The 26,174-nt window shown below is 72.0% G+C and carries 1 protein-coding gene; it reads right to left on the reverse strand.

The features are described from left to right. Positions 1-30: 30 nt before the first annotated feature. Positions 31-26,145, reverse strand: a complete 26,115-nt coding sequence (locus tag ACQEV8_RS03050) for a non-ribosomal peptide synthase/polyketide synthase (RefSeq protein ID WP_432972383.1) — start codon at positions 26,143-26,145, stop codon at positions 31-33. Between the last annotated feature and the right edge of the window lie 29 nt (positions 26,146-26,174).

Here is a 26,174-nt window from a genome sequence, read left to right on the forward strand (position 1 = left end):
CGAACGGGTCGGCGACGAAGCGCTCACCCGTCAGGTCCGCCCGGCGCCCGTACCCCGAGCCACACCCACACCGGCGATGAACAGCTCGCCCAGCACGCCGACCGGCACCGGACGCAGCTGACCGTCGAGGACATAAGCGCGGGTGTTGGCCATCGGCGCACCGATGGACGGAGCCCCCTCCCCCTCACCGTCGGCCTCGAGGACGGCGATGCTCGCGCAGACCGTCGCCTCGGTCGGACCGTACGCGTTCAGCAGCCGGTACTCGCCACGCCAACGCGCGGCCGCCGCCTCCTCCAGCCGCTCACCGGCGGTGACCAGAGTCCTCAGACCGGCAAGATCGGCCGGCTCAAGCACGGCCAGCAGCGACGGCGGCAGCGTCGCCACCCGCACATCCCTCTCCCGCACCAGCCCGGCCAGCGCACGCGGCTCGCCCCGCTCCTCCGCCGTCGCCACCACCAACCGGCCACCCGCCGCCAACGTCACCACGACCTCGGACACAGCAGCATCGAAACCGAACGGCGCGAACTGCAACACCCCCTCGCCCTCACCGACCCCGAACACACGCCCCTGCGCCTGCGCCAGGTTCACCACACCACGATGCGCGACCTGCACGCCCTTCGGACGGCCCGTCGAACCCGACGTATAGATCACATACGCCAGCTGGTCGGGAGACGTCGTCACCTCGGGGGCACTCGCCGGAAGCTCCACGAGCGCCGCCCGCACCATCGGGTCGTCCACGAGCACCGTCCGCAGGCGCCCCACCGGCAGTTCGTCGACCAGCTCCTCGGTGCCCACCAGCACCGCCGCCCGGCTGTCGCGCAGCATGAAGCCCAGCCGCTCCGCCGGGTACTCCGGGTCCAGCGGCAGATACGCCCCGCCCGCCTGCCACACCGCGAGGACGGCCACCACCATGTCGATCCCACGGGGCAGGCACAGCGCCACCACCGACTCCGAGCCGACACCCACCGACCGCAGGTAATGCGCCAGACGATTCGCCCGGCCCATCAACTCCACGTAGACAACGGCATCTTCACCACACACCACAGCCACCGCGTCCGGCGTCCGCGCAGCACGCTCGGCGATCAGCTCATGCACGCCACCCACCGCAGGCAGCCGCTCAACCGTCGCGTTCCACTCCCGTACGACCTGATCGTGCTCGGCCGCCGTCAGCATCGGCAGCTCGCCGAGGCTGAGGTGCGCGTCCGCGGTCAGGGTGCCGAGGAGGGCGACGAAGTGCCCGGCCATCCGGTGGATCGTGCGCGCGTCGAACAGAGCGGTGCTGTACTCGATCGCTCCGGACATCGCACCCCCGCCGTCGGTCAGCACCAGACGGACGTCGAAGCGGTTGGTCATGGTGGTTCCGGCGTCGTCCGGGAACGACTCGGGGCCGAGGCTGTCGTCGCCGGCGGAAGCGTCGGCGGACCGCCCGTCCTCGGTGAAGTAGTTGAACAGCACCTGGAACAGCGGGCTGCGCGACCGGTCCCGCTCCGTGACGAGCTCGTCCACCAGCTGCTCGAACGGCAGGTCCTGGTGCGCGTACGCGTCCAGGGCCACCTTCCGTACCCGGCCGAGCAGTTCGGCGAACGTCGGGTCGCCCGACAGGTCCGTGCGCATCACGAGCGTGTTGACGAAGAACCCGATGAGGTCCTCGGTCTCGGCCCGGTTCCGGTTGGCGACCGGCGTTCCCACGACCACGTCGTCCGACCCCGCGTACCGGCCGAGCAGCACGTCGAATGCGGCCAGCAGCGTCATGAACATCGTCGTGCCGTGCTCGCGGGACAGCGCCCTGAGCGCGGTCATCGTCGGCTCGGGGACCTCGAACCGCGCCGTCGCGCCGGCCGGCGACCACAGCGCCGGTCGCGGCCGGTCGGTGGGCAGCTCCAAGGTCGGAGCGCCGGCCAACTGTTCATTCCAGTAGGCGCGTTGCGCGTCGATGACCTCGCCGGTCAGCCACTGCCGCTGCCAGACCGCGAAGTCCGCGTACTGGACGGGCAGGGTCGGCAGCGACGGCTCGCCGCCCTCGCGCAACACGGCGTACATGTACATCAGTTCCCGCTGGAAGATGCGCGTCGACCACTCATCCGAGACCACGTGGTGCATCGAGAGGGCCAGGACGTGTTCGTCGGCCGCCACCCGGATCAGCACGGCGCGTATCAGCGGGCCGGCGGCGAGGTCGAACGGGGTCGCCTCGTCCGCCGCGACGAGCTTCCCGGCCACGAGGAACGGAGCGCCCTCCGCCGACACGTCGATCAGCGGCAGCGCGAAGGTCGTCGGCGGAGCGATGACCTGGTGCGGCACACCGTCCGCGTCCGCGACCAGGCGCGTCCGCAGCACCTCATGCCGTGCCACGACCGCGGTCAGCGCCCCCTGGAGGGCGGCGATGTCGAGGTCGCTGCCTATCCGGACCCGCATCGGCAGGTTGTACTCCAGCGATCCGGGCTCCAGCCGGTCCAGGAACCACAGGCGCTGCTGCGCGAACGACAGCGGCAGCGTCCGGTCCCGGTCGACGGGCGTCACCGGCCGGATATCCGGCCGGTCGGCCGTCTCCGCGACGGTCGCGGCCAAGCCGCGTACCGTCGGCTGGTCGAAGAGCGCCGCCAGCGGGACCTCGGCGCCCAGGACGTTCCGGATCCGGGAGATCACCTGGGTGGCGAGCAGCGAGTGCCCGCCCAGCTCGAAGAAGTTGTCCTCGGCGCCGACCCGGTCGATGCCCAGAACACTCGTCCAGATCCCCGCGAGCAGCTCCTCGACGGCACCGGTGGGGGCCACGGAGGTGTCCGCCTCCGAGCGGCCGAGCTCCGGTTCCGGCAGTGCGGCCCGGTCCAGCTTGCCGTTGGGGGCCAGCGGCAGATCGGCCAGCTCGACGAAGACGGAGGGGACCATGAACTCGGGGACGCTGCGCCTCAAATGCTCGCGCAGCTCGGCCACCGCAGGCATCCCGGCGGCGTGGTCGGCCGGCACCAAGTAGGCCACCAGACGGCGGTCCTCGTCCTCGCCCCAGGCGGTGACGACCGCGGACCTGACCTGGGGATGGCCGGCGAGTGCCTCCTCGATCTCTCCCGGTTCGATACGGAAGCCGCGCACCTTCACCTGCTGGTCGATGCGGCTGAGGAATTCCAGGCGCCCGTCGGCGCGCCAGCGCACCTGGTCGCCCGACCGGTAGGCGCGGGAGCCGTCACCCGCGTACGGATCGGCTACGAACCGCTCCGCGGTCAGAGCGGGCCGGTGCCCGTAACCCCGGGCGAGGCTCGCACCGGCGATGTACAGCTCGCCGGCGATGCCGACCGGCACCGGCTTCAGCCGCTCGTCCAGCACCATCAGCCGCACGTTCGTCAGCGGCAGGCCGATCGGGACGAGGCCGCCGGGCGACCAGTCCGTCGTGCCGTCCGGGCGCGGACACACCGTGCTCGCCGCGTCGATGGTGTTCTCGGTCGGGCCGTACAGGTTCGCCACCAGCGCCGTGGCGTTCCTCGCATAGAAACGGGTCACATCAGCCGCCGGCAGCGCCTCACCGCCGCAGAACACCATCCGCAGCGTTGACAGGGACGACGGCCAGGCGTGGGAGACGAACAGCTTGAACAGCGACGGCACGAACTGAACGACCGTGATCCGCCGGGACTCGATGAGCTCCACCAGGTAGTCCAGGTCGCCCTGCCGCCCGGGAGCGGCGAGGACCAGTTCGGCGCCGTTCGACAGCGGCCAAAGGAGCTCCCACACCGAGGCGTCGAACGTGAGCGGCGTCTTGTGGAGCACGCGGTCCGCCGCGGTCAGCCGATGCTGGTCCTGCATCCACGAGACGCGGTTCACGACACCGCCGTGGGTGATCTGCACGCCCTTCGGGCGGCCGGTCGAACCCGAGGTGTAGATGACGTACGCGAGCTGCTGCGGGTGGACCCCCACGCCGGGCGAAGTGGCCGGCCGGGCCGCGAGGGCCGCACGGGTGTCGGGGTCGTCCAGCCACACCACCGTGTCCAGTGTGCCTCCCGCCGCCACGTCGGCCGCGGCGCGGCGGTGGCCGACGAGGATGCCGGCACCGCTGTCCGCGAGCATGAACGTCAGGCGGTCCGCCGGGTAGCCCGGGTCGAGCGGGACGTACGCCGCCCCGGCCTGCCAGACCGCGAGGACCGCGGCGACCATGTCGGGGCCGCGCTCCAGGCACAGCGCCACCGGGCACTCGGTGCCCACACCGAGGTCGCGCAGGTGATGGGCGAGGCGGTTGGCGCGGTCCATCAACGCGCCGTAGGTGACGCTCTCTTCGCCCGACACGACGGCGACCGCGTCCGGCGTCGCGACCGCCCGCCCGGCGATCAGCTCGTGCATCCCGCTGACCAGCGGCAGGGGTGCCGCGTTGTCGGTCCACTCGTGCAGGAGCTGGTCGTGCTCGGCCGAGGTCAGCAGCGGCAGATCGCCGATCCGCCGGTCCGCGTCCTCGCCGGCGACGGCCGCGAGGAGGGTGACCAGGTGCCCGGCCATCCGCTCCATGGTCGTGGCGTCGAAGAGTGCGGTGCTGTACTGGATCTCCCCGGCGAGCGAGCCGCCGTCCTCGCCTTCGCCCAGGGTGACCATGAGGTCGAACTTGACGGGCGGCGACTCCGGTACGAACCCCGAGCCGTCGGCATCCCGGCCTGGAGTCGCAACCGGTTCGCTCTCGGATCCGGTGTCCCGGAGGTCCTCGGCGACGTAGCTGAAGAGCGTCTGGAAGAGCGGGGTACGCGTCCGGTCCCGCTCCGTGACGAGGTCGTCCACCAGCTGCTCGAACGGCAGGTCCTGGTGCGCGTACGCACCGAGGGCGGTCTCGCGCACCCGGCCGAGGAGTTCGGCGAACGTCGGGTCGCCGGACAGGTCCGTACGCATCACGAGCGTGTTGACGAAGATGCCGATGACGTTCTCGGTCTCCGCCCGGTTCCGGTTCGCGACCGGGGTGCCGACGGCGATGTCGTCGGTGCCGGCGTAGCGGCCCATGAGGACGTCGAAGGCGGCGAGCAGCGTCATGAACATCGTCGTGCCGTGGGCACGGGAGAGCGCGCGCAGCGCCTGGACCGTGTCAGCGGGAACGGCGAACCGGCTCACCGCACCGGCGGTGGAGCGCACCGCCGGACGCGGCCGGTCGGTCGGCAGGTCGAGCGTCGGCAGTTCCGCCAGCGCACGCTGCCAGTAGCCCAGCTGGCCGTCGAGGATGTCGCCGGTCAGCCATTGGCGCTGCCAGGCGACGACGTCCGCGTACTGGAAGGCAAGCGGCGGCAGCGGGTTCGAGTCGCCGGCGCGGAACGCCTCGTAGAGCGCGAGGAGTTCGCGTCGGAGGATGCGGTCCGACCATTCGTCGGACACGACGTGGTGCATCAGCAGCGCGAGCACGTGCTCGTCGCTCCCCAGCCGGACGAGCGTGGCCCGGATCAGGGGCCCGTCCGCCAGGTCGAAGGGGACCGTGCCGAGCTCCGCGATCAGACGGGCGGCCGCATCCTGCGGGTCCGCGCTCCCGGAGAGGTCGAGGACGGGGAGAGGCAGGGAGGCGGGCGGGTCGATGACCTGGTACGCCACGCCGTCGGCGCCTGCCACCAGGCGGGTGCGGAGCACCTCGTGGCGGTCGACGACCGCGTCCAGTGCGGCGCTCAGGGCTACGAGGTCCACGTTCCCGGTCAGGCGCAGACGGGTCGACATGTTGTACTCCGTGGAGCCCGGCTCCAGCTGGTCCAGGAACCACAGGCGCTGCTGAGCGAACGACAGCGGAAGCGGCTGCGTACGGTCCGCCAGTACGACCGGCGGCGCGGCATCTCCGGCGGAGGTCTCGATCGCGGCCGCCAGGCCACGCACCGTCGGCCGGTCGAACAGCGCCGACAGCGGCACCTCGGCCCCGAACGCCTCCCGGATCCGGGAGATCACCTGCGTCGCGAGCAGCGAGTGACCACCCAGGTCGAAGAAGCCATCGGTGACACCGACCCGCTCCAGGCCCAGCACCTGCGACCAGATCCCCGCCAGCAGCTCCTCCGAGACCGTAGCCGGAGCTACGAAGGAGGTGTCCCCTTCGCCGCGCAGCTCGGCCGGCTCGGGCAGTGCCTTGCGGTCGATCTTGCCGTTCGGGGTGAGCGGCAGCGCGGCCAGCTCGACGAACACCGACGGCACCATGTACTCCGGCAGGCCGACGCGCAGCCACTCCCGCAGCTCGCCCGCCGACGGAGCACCCTCCGCCTGGTCGGCGGGAACGACGTACGCCACCAACCGGCGCTCCACGCCCTGCCCGCGGCCGACGACGACCGCCGAGCCGACCGCCTGATGCCCGACCAGAGCCGCCTCGATCTCGCCCGGCTCGATACGGAAACCGCGCACCTTCAGTTGCTCATCGGCGCGGCCCATGAACTCCAGGCGGCCGTCGGGCATCCACCGCACGCGGTCGCCCGTCCGGTACATCCGCGAACCGTCCGCAGCGAACGGATCAGCCGCGAACCGCTCCGCGGTCAGGTCCGGACGACCCAGGTACCCGCGGGTCACCCCGGCACCGCCGATGAACAGCTCACCCGCCACACCCACCGGCACCGGCTCCAGCCGGCCGTCCAGCACGTACACCTGAGTGTTCGCCACCGGCGACCCGATCCCCGGCGCCCGATCCGGCGTCACCTGCTCACACGTCGACCAGATCGTCGTCTCCGTCGGCCCGTACATGTTCCAGAGGCCCTCGACGCGCTCCACCAAGGCACGTGCCAAGCCGTCCGGGAGCGCCTCGCCACCGCACAGCGCCCGCAGCCCAGGCCGTCCGGTCCAGCCGTCGGCGACCAGCATCTGCCACGTCACCGGCGTCGCCTGCATCACCGAGACACCCCAGCGCTCCAGCTCACCCGCCAGCACGCCCGGATCGCCCACCACCTCACGATCAGCGACCACGACACGGCCACCCACCACCAGCGGCAGCCACAACTCCAGCCCCGCGATGTCGAAGCCGAACGTCGTGACCGCCAGCAGCGCATCGTCCGAGTCGAGCCCCGGACGCGTCGCCATACCGGAAAGGAAGTTCACCAAACTCGCCTGGCCCACCAGCACGCCCTTCGGCCGACCGGTCGAACCAGACGTGTACAGCACATACGCCAGCTGATCGGCAGCGCAGATCACATCGAGGGAGGTGGACGAGAGACTCTCCAGCATCGACCGCGTCTCCGCGTCGTCCAGCCAGACCACCGAACCCACCGACTCCGCCGGCAACCCGCCGGCCACCGACCGATGACCCACCAGCACCCCCGTGCCACTGTCCGCGAGCATGAACTCCAGCCGGTCCGAAGGGAACTCCGGATCCAGCGGCAGGTACGCACCCCCCGCCAGCCACACCGCAAGGCCCGCCACCACCATGTCCACGCCGCGCTCCACACACACCGCGACCACGGACTCCGCGCCCACGCCCACCGACCGCAGGTGACGCGCCAAACGGTTCGCCCGGGCCATCAACCCGCCGTACGTCACCGACTCCCCGCCGACCACCACAGCCACCGCATCCGCAGCCGTAGCGGCCCGCGCGGCAATCAGGCCATGAACACCGCCGACCCCGGACACCTCCACGCCCGTGTCGTTCCACTCCCGCACGACCACATCCCGCTCACCCGCCGTCAGCACCGGAAGCTCATTGATCTCCCGATCCGCGTCCGCCACGACAGCGTCCAGCAACGTGACCAAGTGCCCTGCCATCCGCTCCACCGTCGCCGCGTCGAACAACGCGGTGCTGTACTGGATCTCCGCTGCCAGCGCGCCATCGGCGTCCGCCAGGGCCAGCGCCAGGTCGTACTTCACCGGCCCAGGACCGCTGTGCGAGGCCCCGTCGGCGGCCGACCTGCTCGCGGTGCCGGCTGCGCTGTCGCCGACCTCCTGCTGCAGCTCGCCCGGGTCCCCCGCGACGTAGCTGAAGAGCGTCTGGAAGAGCGGGCTGCGCGAGCGGTCCCGCTCGACGTCCATCGCGTCCACCAATTGCTCGAATGGCAGGTCCTGGTGCGCGTACGCACCGAGGGCGGTGTCACGCACCCGGCCGAGGAGTTCGGCGAACGTGGGCGCGCCGGAGAGGTCCGTGCGCAGTACGAGCGTGTTGACGAATAGCCCGATCAGGTCCTCGGTCTCGGCACGGTTCCGGTTCGCCACCGGCGTGCCGACGACCACCTCGTCCGCCTCCGCGTACCGCCCCAGCAGGACGTTGAAGGCCGCCAGCAGCGTCATGAACATCGTCGTGCCGTGGGCACGGGACAGGGCGCGCAGCGCCCGTACGGTGTCGGCCGGAACGACGAACCGGGCCACCGCGCCATCGGTGGAGCGCACCGCCGGACGCGGCCGGTCGGTCGGCAGGTCGAGCGTCGGCAGATCCGCCAGCGCACGCTGCCAGTAGCCCAACTGGCCGTCGAGCACGTCGCCGGTCAGCCATTGGCGCTGCCAGGCGACGACGTCCGCGTACTGGAAGGCAAGCGGCGGCAGCGGGTTCGCCTCGCCCGCCCGGAACGCCTCGTACAGGGCCGCCAGCTCGCGCTGGAGCACACGGTCCGACCACTCGTCGAAGACGACGTGGTGGATGACGAGGGAGAGCACGTGCTCGTCCGGAGCGATCCTTACGAGCACGGCCCGCACCAGAGGCCCGTTCCCCAGGTCGAACGGCGTCAGGATGTCCTCGGCGAACCGGTCGTCGGCGACGCCCTCCGGATCGCTGCTCCCGGACACGTCTACGAGCGGCAGGGGCATGGCGGCCGGCGAGTCGATGACCTGGTACGCGACCCCGTCCGCACCCGCGACCAGGCGGGTCCGCAGGACCTCGTGGCGGTCGATGATCGCGTCCAGGGCCTCAGCCAGAGCCACCACGTCCATGTCCCCGGTCAGGCGCAGACGGGTCGACATGTTGTACTCCGTCGAGCCCGGCTCCAGCTGGTCCAGGAACCACAGGCGCTGCTGAGCGAACGACAGCGGAAGCGGCTGCGTACGGTCCGCCAGTACGACCGGCGGCGCGGCATCTCCGGCGGAGGTCTCGATCGCGGCCGCCAGGCCACGCACCGTCGGCCGGTCGAACAGCGCCGACAGCGGCACCTCGGCCCCGAACGCTTCCCGGATCCGGGAGATCACCTGCGTCGCGAGCAGCGAGTGGCCGCCCAGGTCGAAGAAGGATTCCGTGGCACCGACGCGGTCCACTCCGAGCACCTGCGACCAGATCCCCGCCAGCAGCTCCTCCGAGACCGTGGCGGGAGGAACGTACAGCCCCTCCAGACCACCAAGGGATCCGTAGGGTTCGGGCAGGGCCTTGCGGTCGATCTTGCCGTTCGGGGTGAGCGGCAGCGCGGCCAGCTCGACGAACACCGACGGCACCATGTACTCCGGCAGGCCGACGCGCAGCCACTCCCGCAGCTCGCCCGCCGACGGAGCACCCTCCGCCTGGTCGGCGGGAACGACGTACGCCACCAACCGGCGCTCCACGCCCTGCCCGCGGCCGACGACGACCGCCGAGCCGACCGCCTGATGCCCGACCAGAGCCTCCTCGATCTCGCCCGGCTCGATACGGAAGCCACGCACCTTCAGTTGCTCATCGGCGCGGCCCATGAACTCCAGGCGGCCGTCAGGCATCCACCGCACGCGGTCGCCCGTCCGGTACATCCGCGAACCGTCCGCAGCGAACGGGTCAGCCGCGAACCGCTCCGCGGTCAGGTCCGGACGACGCAGGTACCCGCGGGTCACCCCGGCACCGCCGATGAACAGCTCACCCGCCACACCCACCGGCACCGGCTCCAGCCGGCCGTCCAGCACGTACACCTGAGTGTTCGCCACCGGCGACCCGATCCCCGGCGCCCGATCCGGCGTCACCTGCTCACACGTCGACCAGATCGTCGTCTCCGTCGGCCCGTACATGTTCCAGAGGCCCTCGACGCGCTCCACCAAGGCACGTGCCAAGCCGTCCGGGAGCGCCTCGCCACCGCACAGCGCCCGCAGCCCAGGCCGTCCGGTCCAGCCGTCGGCGACCAGCATCTGCCACGTCACCGGCGTCGCCTGCATCACCGAGACACCCCAGCGCTCCAGCTCACCCGCCAGCACGCCCGGATCGCCCACCACCTCACGATCAGCGACCACGACACGGCCACCCACCACCAGCGGCAGCCACAACTCCAGCCCCGCGATGTCGAAGCCGAACGTCGTGACCGCCAGCAGCGCATCGTCCGAGTCGAGCCCCGGACGCGTCGCCATACCGGAAAGGAAGTTCACCAAACTCGCCTGGCCCACCAGCACGCCCTTCGGCCGACCGGTCGAACCAGACGTGTACAGCACATACGCCAACTGGTCCTCGATGCACGGCACATCGAGGGACACAGACGAGAGACTCTCCAGCATCGACCGCGTCTCCGCGTCGTCCAGCCAGACCACCGAACCCACCGACTCCACCGGCAACCCGCCAGCCACCGACCGATGACCCACCAGCACCCCCGTGCCACTGTCCGCGAGCATGAACTCCAGCCGGTCCGAAGGGAACTCCGGATCCAGCGGCAGGTACGCACCCCCCGCCAGCCACACCGCAAGGCCCGCCACCATCATGTCCACGCCGCGCTCCACACACACCGCGACCACGGACTCCGCGCCCACGCCCACCGACCGCAGGTGACGCGCCAAACGGTTCGCCCGGGCCATCAACCCGCCGTACGTCACCGACTCCCCGCCGACCACCACAGCCACCGCATCCGCAGCCGTAGCGGCCCGCGCGGCAATCAGGCCATGAACACCGCCGACCCCGGACACCTCCACGCCCGTGTCGTTCCAGCCCCGCACGACCACATCCCGCTCACCCGCCGTCAGCACCGGAAGCTCGCCCACGCGCCGGCCCTCGTCGGCCGCGACAGCGTCCAGGAGGGTGGCCAGGTGGCCGGTCATGCTCGCGACCGTCTCGGCGTCGAAGTGGGCGCGGTCGTAGGAGAGCTTGATCCTGACGTCGTGTCCCGCGCCGGCGGTGATGTGGAGCGGGTAGTTGACCTGTTCACGGCCGTAGTTGAGGTCGGCCTGCAGGCCGTTGGAGGCGGAGGTGTCCCGGCCCTCGGTCAGGGTCTGGTCCGGGAAGTTCTCGAAGACGAACAGGCTGTTGAACAGGGCCTGCCCGGCCGGCAGTTCGCTGCACTCGCCGATGGTCACCAGCGGAACCTGCTCGGACTGGCGGGCCAGCACCTGCTCGTCCTGCAGCCCGACCAGCCAGTCCACGACCGCCTGTTCGCGGTCGACGCGGATGCGCGTCGGGGTCGTGTTGATCAGGAGGCCGACCATCGTGTCCATGCCCTCGACCTGGCCGCCGCGCCCGGACGACGTCACGCCGAACACCACGTCGTCCGTGCCGGAGTACAGGGCGAGGAGGAGCGCCCACGCGCCCTGGACGACCGTGTTCACCGTCAGCCGGTGACGGCGGGCGAAGTCGGCGAGGCCGGACTCGGCGGTCGCGCGTGACAGCGCGACCTGGGCCTCGGCACGGCCCTGGTCACCGGTGGCCCGCTCCACGCCGAGCGTGGTGGGTTCGGTGATCCCGGCCAGCCGCTCGCGCCAGTAGGCGCGCGCCTGGTCCAGGTCCTGGCCGTGGACCCAGGCGACGAAGTCCCGGAAGGGCGCGCGCGGGGTCAGGTCCGGCCGGGCCCGGCCGGTGCGGAAGGCGTCGTACGCCTCCAGCAGTTCGCCCATGACGATGGGGAGGCTCCAGCCGTCGAGGAGCAGGTGGTGGTAGCTCCAGACCAGCTGGTGCCGGTCGTCGGCGAGGCTGATGACGGTGATCCGCATCAGGGTGGGCGCGGAGAAGTCGGCGCCCTGCGCCCAGTCGGCCTCCAGGTGCTCGCGGATCGCCCGCTGCTGTGCCTCCTCGTCCAGGTGCGAGACGTCCCGGACGTCCAGGGGCAGCGGTACGGAGCGGGAGACGACGGCCAGCGGCTCGGGCACGCCGTCCCAGACGACGGCGGTGCGCAGCACCTCGTGCCGGGAGACGACCAGTTCCCAGGCCTGCTTCAGGGCGTCGAAGTCGAGCTCGCCCTCCAGGGAGAGCCCGTTCTGCACCCAGTACATGCCGGGGTCGCCGGAGAGCCGGGTGTGGAAGAGCATGCCCTGCTGGAGGGCGGTCAGCGGGTAGATGTCCTCGATCCGGGTCGGCAGGCTGCGCGTGACACGGTCGAGCGCGGCCTGGTCGATCGGCGCGAGCGGGAAGTCGGACGGCGTGTGACCGCCCGTCTCCGGGCGGCAGCAGTACTCGATCAGCTCGGCCAGCACTTCGACATACCGCTCCGCGAGGCGCGCGATCGTCGCCTCGTCGTGCACCTCGGAGCCGTACGCCCACACCATCTCCAACTGACCATCGAAGACGCGGCAGTTGACGTCGAGCAGGTGGGTGCGGTCGCCTTCCGTCGACCAGGCGCGGCCGAGCGATCCCTTGCCCGGGCTGAGCCGGCCCGCCGCGCCCCGCGTGGTGGCGGGCGTGCGGTCGCTGGTGCGCGCGGCGTTCTGGCTCAGGTAGTTGAAGCTGACCTCGGCGTGACCCTGCGGGCTCCAGTCCGTGAGGTGGCGCAGCAGGCCGTAGCCCAGGCCCTTGCGCGGGACGCCGCGCAGGTACTCCTTCGTACGGCGCAGCAGCGCGCCGAGGTCGCCGTCGGCCGCGTCGGTGAGCACCACCGGGTAGACGCTGGTGAACCAGCCGGCCGTACGGGACACGTCGATGTCGGCGCCGACGTCCTCGCGGCCGTGGCCCTCCAGGTCGACGACGACGGACGGAGCCGCGGCCCATGACGTCAGGGTCGAGCCGAGCGCCGCGAGGAGGACGTCGTTGATCTGGGTGCGGAAGGCGCTCGGCACCTCGCGCAGGAGCTGCTCGGTGAGGTCCGCGTCGAGCGTGGCCACGATCTCGCCGGCCGAGGTCGCGCGGTTGCTCCCGGCGCGGTCGCGCGGCAGGGGCGCGGCGGCGGCCTCGGCAGCGCGCCAGTACGGGGCTTCCGCGGCCAGCTCGGGCGAGCCGGCCAGTTCGGCGAGCCGCTGGGTCCACCGCGGGAAGGACGTCGTCTTCGCGGGTAGCTCCACCGTCGCGGCGCCCGCTTCGGCCTGCGCGTACGCGGAGATCAGGTCCTCCACCAGCACCGGCCAGGAGACCGCGTCGACCACCAGGTGGTGTGCCACCACGAGGACCAGCGGGTCCCGGTCGCCGCGCTCGAAGACGGCGACCCGGAACAGCGGCCCCCGCTTCAGGTCGAGGCTCGCCTGGACCTCCGTGGCGCGTGTCTCCAGGTAGGCGGCCTCGTCCATGGCGTCGTCCATGTGGGAGACGTCGATCACCGACACCGGATCGGCCGTCTCGGCAGCCACCAGGTGCCCGGCCCACTCCCCGTCCTCCCGCAGGAACCGGGAGCGCAGCACGTCGTGCTGCTCGACGAGCGCGCGCACCGCCACCCGCAGCAGTTCGTGGTCGATCGGGCCGTCGGCCTCCAGGACCGTGGACTGGTTGAAGTGCGCCGCCTGCGGCAGCTCACGGCCGAGGAACCACCGCTGGATCGGCGAGAGCGTGAAGCCGCCCGCCACGACGCCCTGTTCGGCGTCGGCGGTGCTCTCGCTCGCCGCCACCGTGGCGAGACCGGCCACCGTCTGGTGGTCGAAGAGCTGCGCCGCCGTCACGTGCACGCCGAAGTCGCGGGCGCGGGCGACGACGCGGATGCTGATGATGGAGTCGCCGCCGAGGTCGAAGAAGTTGTCCTCGATCCCGACGCGTTCCACACCCAGAACCTCCGCCCATGCCTCGGCGAGGATCCGCTCCACCTCGGTGCGTGGCCCGACATACGTGCCCGCCGCCGCCACGCTCGCCCCGTCCGGTGCCGGAAGGGCGCCGCGGTCGATCTTCCCGCTCCTCGTCAGCGGCAGGCCGGCCATCTCGGTGAACAGCGCCGGCACCATGAACGTGGGCAGGCGTTCGCCGACGAAGGCGCGCAGCGCGGCGACGGGCGGGATGCCCTCGGCCATGTCCGCGGGCACGAGGTAGGCGACGAGCTTGCGCTCCGCACCGCTGCCGTACGCCGTCACGACGGCGGTCCTGACGCCGGGGTGGCCGGCGAGCACGACCTCGATCTCGCCGGGCTCGATGCGGAAGCCGCGCACCTTCACCTGGTTGTCCGCGCGGCCCACGAACTCCAGACGCCCGTCCGCGAGCCGGCGCGCCCGGTCGCCCGAGCGGTACATGCGGCTGCCGTCCGCGGCGAACGGGTCGGCGACGAAGCGCTCGGCGCTCAGCGCGCCCCGGCCGCCGTAGCCGCGGGTGACGCCGGCGCCGGCGATGAACAGTTCACCGGCGACGCCCACCGGGGCGGGGTTGAGCGCCAGGTCGAGGATGTGGACCCGCTCGTCGAGGAACGGGGTGCCGATCGGCGGGGTGCCGTCCGCGGTGACCTGTCCGCCGGTCGTGGCGATGGTGGTCTCGGTCGGCCCGTACACGTTCAGCAGATTCAGCCGCCGGCGCCACCGGGCGGTGAGCGCGGCCTCCACGCGCTCGCCACCGACCAGCACCGCGGCGAGGTCGGGGAGGTCGTCCGGGGACAGCACCCCGAGCAGCGTGGGTGTCATGAAGGCGAGGCCCACGGCGGTCCGTCGCATCATCGAGGTCAGCCGCTCGGGCGGGGTGCGGTCCTGCCGCTCGGCCACGACCAGGGTCGCGCCGGTCGGCAGCGCCATCACCACCTCCCACACGGAGGCGTCGAAGCTGAAGGACGCGAACGCGAGGACGCGGTCGCCCGGGCCGGCCTGCAGGAGCGGGCGCATCGCCTCGGCGAGGGTCGTCACGCCGCGGTGGGGGACGTGGACGCCCTTCGGCCGTCCCGTCGAACCGGACGTGTAGATGATGTACGCCAGTTGGTCGGGCAGGGAGCGCCCCTCCGGCGGGGTCGTGGGGAACGTGTCGAGCTCCCCCAAGGTCGCCGGGTCGTCCAGGAGCAGCACCGTGTCCACGGTGCCGTCGGTGGCGAGGTCGGCGGCCACCGCCTCGTGGGCGACGAGCACCGACGCGCCGGTGTCGCTCATCATGAACCGGCGCCGCTCCAGCGGGTAGGCGGGGTCGAGGGGCAGGTACGCCGCCCCGGCCTGCCAGGCCGCCAGCGAGGCGACCGCCATGTCGGCGGAGCGGTCCAGGCAGAGCGCGACGACGGACTCCGGTCCCGCGCCGGCCAGGCGCAGGCGGTGGGCCAGCCGGTTCGCGCGGGCCATCAGCGCGCCGTACGTGAGGGACTGCTCACCCGCCAGGACCGCCACGACGTCGGGCGTGGCGGCCGCCTGCGCGGCGATCAGCTCGTGCAGGCCGCCGGTGGGCGGCAGGTCTGCGGCGGTGTCGTTCCACTCCTCGACGAGCAGCCGGCGCTCCGCCTCGGGCAGCAGCGTCACCTCGGCCACGTGCTGTCCCGCGTCGGCAGCGATGCCTTCGAGGAGGGTGATCAGGTGCGCGGCCATCCGCTCGACGGTCGCGGCCTCGAACAGCGCGGTGCTGAACTGGAGTTCACCGGTCAGCGAGCCGTTGTCGTCGGCCAGGGTCAGGACCAGGTCGAACTTCACGGGAACGGGCTCGGGGCCCGTTCCGGTGACGGCCGTCCCCACCAGGCCGGAGCCCTGGTCACCGGGGTCGCCCGGCTCCCCGGGCACGTAGCTGAACATGACGTCGGTCAGCGGGTTGCGGGACCGGTCGCGTTCGGCGACGAGCGCGTCGACGAGCCGGTCGAACGGCAGGTCCTGGTGCCGGTACGCGCCGAGTGCCATCTCCCGCACCCGTCCGAGGAGGTCGGCGAAGGACGGGTTGCCGGACAGGTCCGTGCGCATGACCAGCGTGTTGACGAAGAAGCCGATCAGGTCCTCGGTCTCGGCGAGCGAGCGGTTCGCGACCGGCGTGCCGATCGCGACGTCGTCCGTGTCGCCGTAGCGCCCGAGGAGGACGCTGAACGCGGCGAGCAGTGTCATGAACATCGTCGTGCCGCTCTCGCGGGACAGCGCGCGCAGCGCCTCCGTGGTGTCCGGCGCGATGCTGAAGCGGGTGACGGCACCCGCTGTGGACCGCACCTGGGGACGCTGCAGGTCGGTGGGCAGCTCGAGGACCGGGGCCCGGTCCAACCGGGCGCGCCAGTAGTCGAGTTGCTCGTCGAGCACGTCGCCGGTCAGCCACTGCCGCTGCCAGGCCGCGACGTCCGCGTACTGGGCGGCGAGCGGCGGCAGCGGGTCGGGCTCGCCGGCCCGGAACGCCTCGTACAGCGCGGACAGTTCGCGCCGGACGATCCGGTCCGACCACTCGTCGAAGACGACGTGGTGCATGGCCAGGCTCAGGACGTGGTCGTCCGGGGCCAGGCGCAGCAGGGTGGCGCGGACGAGGGGGCCGGTCGCCAGGTCGAAGGGCGTGAGGCCGTCGGCGCCGATCAGCCGGTCGGCGGCGTCCTGCGGGTCGGCGGCGCCGGACACGTCCACGACCGACAGAGGCAGACCGGCCGCGGGGTCGACGACCTGCTGCGCCACACCGTCCGCACCGGCGACGAGGCGGGTCCGCAGGACTTCGTGGCGGGCCACGAGCGCGTCCAGGGCGGCGCCGAGGGCGGCGGCGTCCAGCTCGCCGGCGAACCGCAGACGAGTGGACATGTTGTAGTCGACCGATCCGGGCTCCAGCTGGTCCAGGAACCACAGGCGCTGCTGCGCGAACGACAGCGGCAGGGCCGCGTCCCGCGCCACGGGCGTCACCGGCGGCGCGGCGTCCCGGGCGGCGCCGTCGACGAGCGCGGCCAGGCCCCGTACCGTCGGCCGGTCGAACAGGGCGGCCAGCGGGAGTTCCACCGAGAACATCTCGCGGACCCGGGAGACGACCTGAGTGGCCAGCAGGGAGTGGCCGCCCAGCTCGAAGAAGCCGTCGAGGACACCGACCCGCTCCACGCCGAGCACGCTCGCCCACACGTCGGCGAGCAGTTCCTCGGTGGCCGTGGCGGGGGCGACGTACCGGCCGCCGCTCCCGGTCCGGAATCCGGCGGGCTCGGGCAGCGCCGCCCGGTCGGTCTTGCCGTTCGGGGTCAGCGGCAGCTCGGCGAGCTCCACGAACACCGACGGGACCATGAACTCGGGCAGCCGCTCGCCCGCGAAGGCGCGCAGCTCGGCGACGGGCGGCAGGCCCTCCGCGTGGTCGGCCGGGACGGCGTAGGCGACGAGCCGACGGTCCGAGCCGTCCCCGAACGCGACGACGACCGCCGTCCGAAGACCCGGGTGCGCGGTGAGCGCCGCCTCGATCTCCAGCGGCTCGATCCGGTAGCCGCGCACCTTCAGCTGGTCGTCGGCGCGGCCCAGGAACTCGAGCTGCCCGTCCGCCGACCACCGCACCCGGTCGCCGGTCCGGTACAGCCGGGAGCCGTCGGCGGCGAACGGGTCGGCCACGAACCGCTCCGCGGTCATGGCCGGCCGTCCTCCGTAGCCGCGCGCCAACTGCCTTCCGCCGACGAACAGTTCACCGGAGACCCCGATGGGCACGCAGCGCAGGGACGCGTCCAGGACGTACACGCCGACGTTGAGGATCGGGGCGCCGATCGGCGGCGCGCCCTTCAGGGCCGGGTCCTCGACCTCGGCGACGCTCGCGCAGACCGTGGTCTCGGTCGGCCCGTAGGCGTTGAACAGCCGGTGGCGCTGCCGCCACGCGGCGGCCAGGCCGGCGTCGAGCCGCTCGCCCGCGGTCACCAGCGTGGTCACGCCGTCCAGGTCGCCGGGCGTGAGCGCCTCGAGCAGCGACGGCGGTACGGTCGCCACGCTCACCCCGCCGCGGGTGGCCAGGGACGCGAGCCGGGCCGGGTCGGCACGGTCCGGCGCCTCGGCCACGACCAGGGTCGCGCCGACAGCCAGCGCCATGACCAGCTCCCACACCGAGGCGTCGAAGCTGAACGGCGCGAAACCGAGCACGGTGTCGTCGCGGCCGGTACCGAGCGCCGCCTGCTGCGCCGCGACGAGGTTCACCAGCCCGCGGTGAGACAAGTGGACGCCCTTCGGCCGGCCGGTGGAACCGGAGGTGTAGATCACGTACGCGAGCTGGTAGGCCAGGACCGGCACCGCCGGCGGTGCGGCGGGCAGCGCGGCGAGCGCCGTACGGGTGTCCGGGTCGTCCAGCCACACGACGGTGTCGAGCCCGGCGGCGGCCGCGAGCTCGGACCCGACGGAGCGATGGCCGACGAGCACGGTGGCGTCGCTGTCGGCGAGCATGAACTCCAGGCGCTCGGCGGGGTACTGCGGGTCCAGCGGAAGGTAGGCCGCTCCGGCCTGCCACACCGCGAGGACCATGACGGCCATGTCGACGCCGCGCTCGGGGCACACGGCGACCACGGACTCGGCCCCGACCCCCGCGTCCCGCAGGTGACGGGCGAGGCGGGCGGCGCGCGCCGTCAACTCGGCGTAGCTGAGAGCGACTTCACCGGACACGAGGGCGGTCGCGTCGGGATCCGCCGCTGCCCGCTCGGCCACCAGCTCGTGGACTCCGGCCGCGGCGGACACGGGTCCGGCGGAGTCGTTCCACTCCCGCACCAGCCGGTCACGCTCGGCCTCGGTCAGGACGGGCAGGTCGCCGAGCCGCTGCCCGGAGTCCGCGGCGACGGCCGTCAGGACCGTAGCCAGGTGGCCGGCCATCCGCTCTATCGTGGCGTCGTCGAAGTCCGCACGGTCGTACGACAGGCGCACCACCAGCTCCCGCGCGGAGGAGGCGATCACACCCAGGGGGTAATTGGACTGGTCGCGTCCGTAGTTGGCGCCAGCCCGCAGCCCGTCGCCGTCGGCGTACTCCCGGCCCTCGCCGCCCTCAACCCGTGCCTGGTCGGGGTAGTTCTCGAACGCGTACAGCGTGTTGAAGAGCGCCTGCCCCGGGGCGAGCGCACTGCACTCGGTGATCGTGGTCAGCGGCGTCTGCTCGTACTTGCGGGCCCGCACCTGCTGGCCCTGCAGCCCGGCCAGCCACTCCACCACGGACTGGTCGCGGTCGATCCGGGCCCGTACGGGCGTGGTGTTGATCAGCAGACCGACCATGGAGTCCATGCCGTCGATCTGTCCGCCACGGCCGGAGGACGTCGTACCGAACACGACGTCGTCGGAGCCCGCGTACAGGCCGAGCACCAGCGACCAGGCGCCCTGCACCACGGTGTTGAGCGTGAGCCGGTGGCGACGTGCGAAGTCGGCGAGGCCGGATTCGGCGACCTCGGCCGGCAGCGGCACCTGCCGCTCGTCCCGCCCCTGCTGCCCGGTGGCGTGCTCCACGCCGAGGGTGACCGGCTCGGTGACCCCGGCGAGGTAGTCGCGCCAGTATCCGCGGGCCTCGTCCGAGTCCTGTCCGGCGACCCAGGAGACGAAGTTCCGGAACGGGGCGCGCGCGGCGAGCACCGGCCGCTCCTCGCCCGCCCGGTAGGCGCGGTACGCCTCCAGGACCTCGCCCAGGACGATGGGGATGCTCCAGCCGTCGAGGAGCAGGTGGTGGTAGCTCCAGAGGAGCTGGTGCCGGTCGTCGGCGAGCCTGATCACCGAGATCCGCACGAGCGTGGGCGCGGTGAAGTCCGCGCCGCGCGCCCAGTCGGCCTCCAGGTATGCGGAGATCGCGTGCCGCCGCTCCTCCTCGTCGAGCGCGGAGAGGTCCAGCAGCTCCAGGGGGACGGGCACGGCGCGGGAGACGACCGCGAGCGGCTGCGGCACACCCTCGGAGACGACGGCGGTGCGCAGCACCTCGTGCCGCGAGACCACCAGCTCCCACGCCCGCGTGAGGGCGTCGAGGTCCAGTTCGCCTTCGAGGAGGAGGCCGTTCTGCGCCCAGTACATGCCGGGGTCGGAGGACAGGCTGGTGTGGAAGAGCATGCCCTGCTGGAGGGCGGTGAGCGGGTAGACGTCCTCGATCTCGGTGGGCAGTTTCTGCGCGACACGGTCGAGCGTGGCCTGGTCCAGCTGCGTCGCGAGAGGGAAGTCGGAGGGCGTGTGCCCGCCGGTGTCGGGGCGGCAGCAGTACGCGATCAGCTCGGCCAGCACCTCGACGTACCGCTCGGCGAGCCCGGTGATCGTGGCCTCGTCGTGCACCTCGGCGCCGTACGTCCACTCCATCTCCAGGCGGCCGTCGGCGACGTGGCTGTTGACCTCGATCAAGTAGGCGCGGGTGCCGTCCTGGGACTGGGACTCGCCGAGGGTGCGGCCGGTGCGGCGGAAGCGGAGGGCGGGGGCGCCGGCGGCACGTCCGCGGGCGCCTTCGGTGGCCAGGGCGGTGTCGTCGGGGCGGCGGCCGGACTGGCCGAGGTAGTTGAAGCTGACCTCGGTGCGCTGCTGCGGGGCCCAGTCGGTGAGGTGGCGCAGGAGGCCGTAGCCCAGACCCTTGCGCGGGATGCCCCGCAGGTACTCCTTGGTACGGCGCAGGAGCGCGCCGAGGTCACCGTCGGCCGCCGGCCTGGTGAGTTCCACCGGGTGGACGCTGGTGAACCAGCCGACCGTACGGGACACGTCGATGTCAGCGCCGACGTCCTCACGGCCGTGGCCTTCGACGTCCACCACGACGGACCGCGCCCCGGTCCACTCGGTGAACACCGCGCCCAGCACGCTCAGCAGCACATCGTTGATCTGCGTCCGGTACGCGGCCGGGACCTCGCGCAGCAGCTGCTCGGTCAGCTCGGCGTCCAGGTACAGGCGCAGGTTGCGCACCGAGGCGTTCCGGTTCGGGCCGTCGTGGTCGCGCGGCAGCGGGACGACCGCTGCCTCCGCCTGCCGCCAGTGGGGGGCTTCGAGCGCGAGCTCCGGCGACGCCGCGAGCTCTGCCAGGCGCTGCGACCAGTGCAGGAACGAGGTCGTCTTGGCGGGCAGCTCCAGGACGGTAGCACCCTGCTCGACCTGCCGGTACGCGTCCTCGAGATCCTCCAGGAGCACGGGCCAGGAAACTGTGTCCACGACGAGGTGGTGGACGACGAGGAGCATCTCGCTGCCGTCGCCACGGTCGAAGAGCGCCGCGCGCAGGAGGGGGCCGTCGGTCAGGTCGAGGCCGGCCTGGATCTCGGTGGCGCGGGCGTCCAGGAGCTGCCGTTCGGCGTCGGCGTCGACGTCCGTGCTGGGGACGTGGATCGTGGAGAGCAGGTCGGCCGGCTCGGCGGCCAGGATGCGGCCGGTCCACCGGTCTTCCTGCCGCACGAACCGGGAACGCAGCGCGTCGTGATGCTCGACCAGCGCGCCCAGGGCCCGGCGCAGGACGTCGGGGTCGACGGGCCCGGTGGCCTGCAGGACGACCGCCTGGTTGAAGTGCGCCGGCCGCGGCATGTCGCGGTCCAGGAAGGTCCGCTGGATCGGGGTGAGCGGGAAGTCGCCGACGACGAGCCCCTGTTCGGATTCCGCCTGGCTCTCGCTCGTGGCGACCGAGGCCAGGCCGGCGACGGTCTGGTGGCCGAACAGCTGCGCCACCGTCACGTGGACACCGAGCTCGCGGCACTTCGCGGCGACGCGGATACTGATGATGGAGTCGCCGCCGAGCTCGAAGAAGTTGTCCTCGATCCCGACCCGCTCCACGCCCAACATCTCGGCCCACACCTCGGCCAGGATCCGCTCGACCTCGGAACGCGGCGCGACGAACTCGCCCGCCGAGCCCGTCCACGCGCTGTCGGGGTCGGGCAGGGCGGCACGGTCGAGCTTGCCGTTCGGGGTCAGCGGCAGGGCCGCGAGCTCCACGAACGCGGACGGGATCATGAACGCCGGCAGCCGACTGCCCGCGTACGCGCGGAGGTCGGCGACCGAGGGGATGCCGGCCGTCTGGTCGGCGGGGACGAGGTAGGCCACCAGGCGTCGGTCCTCTTCGTCGCCGAAGGCGGCGACGACGGCGGTGCGGATCTGCGGGTGGCCGGCCAGGACCGCCTCGATCTCACCCGGCTCGATCCGGAATCCGCGCACCTTGACCTGGCTGTCGGCCCGCCCGACGAAGTCGAGCTGCCCGTCCGGCAGCCAGCGCGCCCGGTCACCCGACCGGTACATGCACGTGCCGTCCGCGGCGAACGGATCGGCGACGAACCGCTCGGCGGTCAGGTCCGGGCGACCGCGATAACCACGGGCGACCTGGGGACCCGCGATGTACACCTCACCGGCGACGCCCACAGGGACCGGGTTCAGCCGGTCGTCCAGGACGTAGAGACGGGCGTTGCCCACCGGCGCACCGATCGCGGGAGCACCCGTCAAGCCCCCGGGCTCCACCACGCCCGTGGTCACCATGACCGTCGACTCCGTCGGCCCGTACGTGTTCACCAGCCGACGACCGGCCGACCAGGCACGGGCAACCGGCTCGGTGAGGCGCTCCGCACCGAGCAGCAGCGTCTGAAGCCCGGACACTTCCTCCGGGTCCAGGACACCCACCAGGGACGGGACGACACTCGCCGCGCGCACAGCCTCGGCCCGCAGCATCGAGGTCAGGAGAGCCGCCTCGGCCCGCTCCTCAGAGGACGCGACGACGAGGACGCCGCCGGAAGCGAGCGTCACGGCCACATCCAGGACGGCCGCGTCGAAACTGAACGACGCGAACTGCAGCATCCGCACCCCCGGCCCCGCGTCGAGGACCGGAGCCAGCGCGGACACCATGCCCACCACGCTGCCGTGCGCGACCTGCACACCCTTCGGCCGACCCGTCGAACCCGACGTGTAGATCACATACGCCAACTGCTCGGCACATACGGTCGTTTCAGGTGCCTCCGCCGGCAGGGACGCAAGGGTGTCCCGTACAGCCGGATCGTCCAGCCACACACCCTGCCCGACCGGCAGACCCTCCACCAGGGACCGCTCGCCCACCACGACCTGCACACCCGCATCCGCGAGCATGAACTCAAAACGGTCAGCCGGGTACTCCGGGTCCAGCGGCACATACGCGCCACCGGCCTGCCAGACACCGACCATGGCCGCCACCATGTCCACCCCACGCGGCAGACACAGACCGACCACCGACTCGGCGGCGACCCCCATACCGCGCAGGTGATGCGCCAGGCGGTTGGACCGCGCCATGAGCCCGCCGTACGTCAGCGACTCCCCGCCGGCCACCACAGCCACCGCATCCGGAGCGGCAACCGCCCGCTCCGCGATCAGCTCGTGCACGCCGACCACCGCCGGCAGCTCCGCCGTCGACGCGTTCCAGCCCTCCAGCACGAGGTCGCGCTCCCTCGCCGACAGCACCGGCAGCTCGCCGACCCGGCAGTCGCCCTCCTCGGCCACCGCCTGAAGCACGGTGACCAGGTGACCTGCCAGCCGCTCGACCGTCGCCGCATCGTACTGGGACTTCTCGTACGACAACTTGATCTTGAGTCTGCGACCGGCGCCCGCGGTCACGCTCAGCGGGTAGCTCGCCTGCTGCCGGACGTGGTTGAGGTCGGTCTCAAGGCCACTCTCGGAGGAGAGTTCCCGGCCTTCGACCAGGGCCTGGTCAGGGTAGTTCTCGAAGACGAAGAGGGTGTTGAACAGCGCCTGCCCAGCCGGGAGTTCGCTGCAGTCGGCGATAGTGACCAGCGGCGTGTGCTCGAAGCGCCGCGCCCGAACCTGCTCGTCCTGCAGCCCCGCCAGCCACTGCGCGACCGGCCGGTCACGCTCCACCCGCACCCGTACCGGGGTGGTGTTCAGCAGCAGGCCCACCATCTCGTCCATGCCGTCGATCTGACCGCCACGACCCGACGACGTCACACCGAACACGACATCGTCCGAACCCGCGTACAACGCCAGCACCAACGCCCAGGCGCCCTGCACCACCGTGTTCAACGTCAGCCGATGACGCCGCGCGAACCCCGCGAGCCCCTCACCCGCCACCGTCGCCGGCAGCCGCAGGTGCAGCTCCTCCAGGCCTTCCTCGCCGGTCGCCCGTTCCACGCCCAGCGACGTCACCTCGCCGAACCCGGCCAGCCGCCCGGCCCAGTACTCCCGCGCAGCCTCCTCGTCCTGACCCGCCACCCACGCCGCGAACGCACGGAACGGCGCCCGCGCACCCAACTCGGGCCGCCGGCCGGCGCGGAAAGCGTGATAGGCCTCCAGGACCTCGCCCAGCACGATGGGCACACTCCACCCGTCCAACAGCAGGTGGTGATAACTCCACACCAGCTGATGCCGGCCCTCGCCCAGACGCACCAACGCCAGACGAACCAACGTCGACGCGGAGAAGTCCGCACCGCGCGCCCAGTCCTCCGCGAGGAAATGCTCGTACGCCTCCTGCCGCCGCTCCTCGTCGAGGTGCGCGAAGTCCACCACGCGCAGAGGCAGCGGTACGGATCGCGACACCACGGCGAGCGGTTCGGCCACTCCCTCCCACACCACGGCGGTGCGCAGCACCTCGTGCCGGGAGATCGCCAGCTCCCACGCCCGCTTCAGGGCGTCGAGGTTCAGGTCGCCCTCCAGGAGCAGACCGTTCTGGACCCAGTACATGCCGGAGTCCTCGGACAGCTGCCCGTGGAAGAGCATGCCCTTCTGGAGGGCAGTGAGCGGGTAGATGTCCTCGATGTCGGTGGGGACGCGGGCCGCGATCCGATCCAGCGCGGCCTGGTCGATCGGCGCCGCGAGCGGGAAGTCGGAGGGCGTGTGCCCGCCGGTGTCGGGGCGGCAGCAGTACTCGATCAGCTCGGCCAGCACCTCGACGTACCGCTCCGCGAGCCCGGTGACCGTGGCCTCGTCGTGCACCTCGGCGCCATACGTCCACACCATCTCCAGGCGACCGTCGGCCACCTGGCTGTTGACCTCGATGAGGTGGGGGCGCTCGCCCTCGGCCGACTGCGTCGCACCGAGCGGATCACCGGACGGCCGGAAGCGGACGCGGCTGTTGTCCTTGGCGGCAGCGTCGCCAGCCGCGTCCGGTCGGCGGCCGGACTGTCCGAGGTAGTTGAAGCCGACCTCGGCATGCCCCTGCGGGACCCAGTCGGTGAGGTGGCGCAGGAGACCGTAACCCAGACCCTTGCGAGGGACACCCCGCAAGTACTCCTTCGTACGGCGCAGGAGCGCACCCAGGTCACCCTCGACCAGGGCGGTGAGCTCCACCGGGTGGACGCTGGTGAACCAGCCCACCGTACGGGACACGTCCACGTCCGCACCGACGTCCTCACGGCCGTGACCTTCCACATCCACCACGACAGACCGCGACCCGCTCCACTCGGTGAACACCGCACCCAGCACGCTCAGCAGCACATCATTGATCTGCGTCCGGAACGCCGCCGGCACCTCACGCAGCAGTCGCTCCGTCAGCACGGCATCCAGGACCACGGACACCCGCCGCGCCCCCGACACCAGGTTCGCCCCGCCCTCGAAGACCCGCGGCAAAGGCTCCGCCGCCGCCTCGACGGCCCGCCAGAACTCCGCCTCCGCCACCACCTCCGGCGAACCCGACAGCTCCTCCAGACGCTGCGCCCACGCCACGAACGACGACGTCTTCGCCACCAGCTCCACACCACCGACACCCTGTTCGACCTGCGCATACGCCGACGCCAGATCCTCAAGCAACACCGGCCAGGACACCGCGTCCACGACCAGGTGATGAGCGACGACCAGGACTATCTGCCCCCGATCGCCGAGGTCGAAGAGCGCCACCCTGAAGAGTGGTCCCTGCTCCAGGTCGAGGCCGGCCTGGATCTCGGTGGCTCGCGCCTCAAGGAACTCCGCCTCAACCTCACCCCCCACGCCCGTCGCGTCGACGACCGTGACCAGATCCGACGTCTCAGCGGCCACCACATGCCCGACCCACGCCCCGCCCCGCCGCACGAACCGCGAACGCAACGCATCATGCTGCTCGACCAGCACACCCACCGCCGACCGCAACAACTCGACATCAACCCACCCGTCGACCTCCACAACCGTCGACTGATTGAAATGCCCGGCCCGCGGCAACCCCCGCTCCAAAAACCACCGCTGAATCGGAGTGAGCGGGAACCCACCCACCACCAAACCCTGCTCGGCAACAACCCCACTCCCGGACGACGCCACCGACGCCAGCCCCGCCACCGTCTGATGATCGAACAACTGCGCCACCGTCACATGAACACCCAGCTCACGCGCCCGAGCCACCACACGAATACTCACGATCGAGTCGCCACCGAGCTCGAAGAAGTTGTCCTCGACCCCGACCCGCTCCACACCCAGAACCTCAGCCCACACCTCCGCCAAAACCCGCTCCACCCCGGAACGCGGCCCGACGAACACCCCCGCCACACCCGCCCACGCGCTGTCGGGGTCGGGCA

Origin of the sequence: Streptomyces sp. CA-179760 (genome assembly GCF_050937045.1) — a bacterium.
Lineage (GTDB): Bacteria > Actinomycetota > Actinomycetes > Streptomycetales > Streptomycetaceae > Streptomyces.